Raw genomic sequence first — 3,049 nt, 5'->3', positions numbered from 1 at the left:
GACGGAAGTAAAGCAACGTCAGATTTTCTAAAAGAGCGTTATTCGGAATTAGATTCAACTGAAATTATGCTTCATGCTGATTACGATGTTTTACTGGATCAAAAAGAAGAGTTAATCAAAAACAAAAAGGAACTGGAGAAGAGTATTCGACAAATTGACAATCAGATTATCCAAGAACTTGGAATAAAGAATGCCTCTACAGGGATCACACCTAATAGGATTATTTGTTTAAAATCAGTCGTTTCTAAACGAAAAGACTTGAATAAAATAGCAGAGAAATATCCAGATGTGATGAAAGATGAGGAAATTTATAGCTTATCAACTTCAAATAGATTAGTGATAAAGGAGATTCAGTGATATGGCAACAAGTAAAGACTTAAAGAATCAGCTAACAGAACAAAACAATCAAGCAGTTGATCCTTCTAAATTAGGGCTTAAAGCTCTAATGAATACACCAACAATGAAAAATAAATTTAAAGAAGTACTGAAAGAGAAATCTGATGGCTTCATGGCAAGTGTATTAAATTTGGTAAATAACGATTCTTATTTATCTTCTGTCGATCCGATGAGCATTGTTACTAGTGCAATGGTTGCCGCTTCCTTAGATTTGCCAGTAGATAAAAATTTAGGATACGCATGGATTATTCCATATAAAGGAAAAGCACAATTTCAATTAGGATATAAAGGATATATACAGTTAGCACAACGTTCAGGCCAATATCAGTCTTTAAATGTTATCGAAGTATATGAAGGCGAATTAAAAGGCTGGAATCGATTGACAGAACAGTTTGAATTTGATCCCGAAGGTCGTTTATCTGACAAAGTCATTGGATATGTTGGATATTTTGAATTATTGAACGGATTCAAAAAAACTGTTTATTGGACAAAACAAGAAATCGAATTGCATAAACAAAAGTTTAGTAAATCTGACTTTGGTTGGAAGAAGGATTTTGACGCGATGGCCAAAAAAACAGTTTTAAGAAATATGTTGAGTAAATGGGGAATTTTATCGGTGGAAATGCAAAAAGCAACTGTAACTGACGGGAATGTTGTAAAAGATATAAATGAGAATGGAGATATTTTATCTGATACAAATGTTGAAGAAAATACACCAGAACGTAAAGAAGCAGAAAAAGTGGAAGACGTATCATCAACTATTAATGAATTTGAAGAAACATCGAATGAAAACGAACAACAAGATTCATTATTCGATGACATGAATCCACCATTATAGCGAGAGATTTTTCTCTCGCTTGTCTAAGGAGGCGATAGTGTGGCAAGACCTACTAAAGATGGTCTTGATTATTTTCCTCTTGATGTTGATGTTTTCGAAGATGAAAAAATAGAGGCTATTGCTGGGGAGTTTGGCATAAAAGGGGAAATTGCGGTAATCAAACTGCTTTGTGCGATATACAAAAAAGGATATTTCATTCTGTGGAATGATTTAACGCAAGCTACTCTTTTAAAACGCCTGCCTGGAGTAAGTAAGGAAATGCTCAATCAAATAGTGAACCGCTTAGTCATATGGGGATTTTTTGATAAAGAACTGTTTGACTCGGTCGAGGTGCTTACGAGTGAGAATATCCAAGCCACATACTTTGAAGCAACAAAAAGAAGAAAATCACCAAAACCAACTAAGTACGTAATTAATGTAAACAATAATACACAAGATGAAAGAGTTAATGATGACATTAATCCCCAAAGTAAAGAAAAGGAAAGTAAAGTAAATAAAATAAAAGATTATGAAGAAGATATGGGCGTGTACGAGTTCATTCGAAAATCTTGGGGAAAACCACCTACTGGTATTTTGCAAGGAGCATTGGGTCCATGGATTCGTGACTTGGGTTCAGAAATGGTTCTGTTTGCATTTCAATCCGCTTATGAGAATAGCGTGGAAATGCACGGTCTAAAAAAATACGTGGATAAAATACTTGCTACGTGGAAGTCACACAATGTTTCTACGCTACATGAGGCAGTCCAAGCGAAAAAAGATTGGGAAGCGAAGAAGAACAAAAAGACTTTTTCTAACTCTCAACCTAGAACACGTAAAGAGCCTATTCCTAATTGGCTTGATGATCCAGAAGGATATAACAAACGCAAAGAAGAAGAGCTAAAACGTGGATACGAAGATGTTCCATTTTGAGAGGAGGATGTGACGAATGGATTACTTAGACATTATCCATCGTTTAGAAAAAATCACCACGACAGAGTCAGCAAAACAAGATTTGAGACTAGCTTATAGAGGAATTCGAGATGAACAAGTGAATCAACTACCAGAAAAACAAGCGAAAGAACGGTTTATTTATTATATGCGTCCATATTTCATTTTTCAGCTTTATCCTAGGTTGTATCGTGAAGAAAGATGGCTCGGATTAACATTCGATGACTATCTCAAAGGAATTAACAAAGCTTTAGAAAAGCATGGCAAAGGAGCAATAGTGTAGGTGGGACATCCAAAACAAACAGGTGGGACACCTAAGAAAAGACCGAGATTTTCTCTAGATGATGAGACGATAGAACAACTTAATTGGATGCATGAGGAAGATGCTAAGAAAGCAAGTCATCGAATCTATCCGTCGGATACGTTGAAGAAAATCATTAACGAAGCGTATACAGTGCGCAGAGCATTTAGAAATTAGGTATTGGAGGTTTAATCGTGGCATACGTTGTAAAAGCAATGTGTTATGTCGATTCGGAAGGATATGGAGTCCCTGATTTGAAAAAGGCAAAGCGATATAACACAAAAGAAATGGCTGAACTAGCCGCTTATGTGAGTAATGGCGAAGTGGTAGAAGTGAAAGATTATTCTAATAATCCGAATACTAATAGCCAATCTAAAAAACTTGAGCAGAAAAAAATGAAACAAGCTAAATCTAATCAGGCTTGGATGAGAAAAGTCAACAAGAAATTATAGTTAGAAATGAAAAACAATAAATTGTCCGAGAAAGCGGACAAAAAACGGTAAGGAGGACCATCAGTGAAAAACAAAGTCGCATATCGAATGATGCTAGAGCGCTTGAACAGTCGTGCGTGGGAAGAAAATGACGAG

At 35.7% G+C, this 3,049-nt stretch carries 5 protein-coding genes and 1 pseudogene; all 6 read left to right on the top strand.

Annotated elements, in window-relative coordinates:
* Positions 1 to 357, top strand: a pseudogene (locus DVW83_RS14425) (YqaJ viral recombinase family protein); the annotation flags it as partial.
* A gap of 1 nt (position 358) precedes the next feature.
* Entirely contained in the window at positions 359 to 1,234 is an 876-nt protein-coding gene (locus DVW83_RS14420) for a recombinase RecT (protein WP_137239632.1), read from the top strand.
* Between the two features lie 39 nt (positions 1,235 to 1,273).
* The gene (locus DVW83_RS14415; protein WP_137239630.1) at positions 1,274 to 2,143 is read left to right on the top strand and encodes a Lin1244/Lin1753 domain-containing protein; all 870 of its coding nucleotides are present in this window, start codon (positions 1,274 to 1,276) and stop codon (positions 2,141 to 2,143) included.
* A 16-nt stretch (positions 2,144 to 2,159) separates the two neighbouring features.
* On the top strand, positions 2,160 to 2,444 hold the full coding sequence (locus tag DVW83_RS14410; RefSeq protein WP_137239628.1) for a hypothetical protein: 285 nt from the start codon (positions 2,160 to 2,162) through the stop codon (positions 2,442 to 2,444).
* Positions 2,445 to 2,639 (top strand): hypothetical protein, encoded by a 195-nt coding sequence (locus DVW83_RS14405; RefSeq protein ID WP_137239626.1) that lies wholly within the window; start codon positions 2,445 to 2,447, stop codon positions 2,637 to 2,639. It abuts the gene before it with no gap.
* 17 nt (positions 2,640 to 2,656) lie between these two features.
* On the top strand, positions 2,657 to 2,914 hold the full coding sequence (locus DVW83_RS14400; RefSeq protein WP_137239624.1) for a hypothetical protein: 258 nt from the start codon (positions 2,657 to 2,659) through the stop codon (positions 2,912 to 2,914).
* Positions 2,915 to 3,049: the final 135 nt, after the last annotated feature.

Source organism: Enterococcus sp. VV15, from assembly GCF_005236045.1.
GTDB lineage: Bacteria > Bacillota > Bacilli > Lactobacillales > Enterococcaceae > Enterococcus_B > Enterococcus_B durans.
This window is presented reverse-complemented; position numbering and strand designations above follow the sequence as displayed.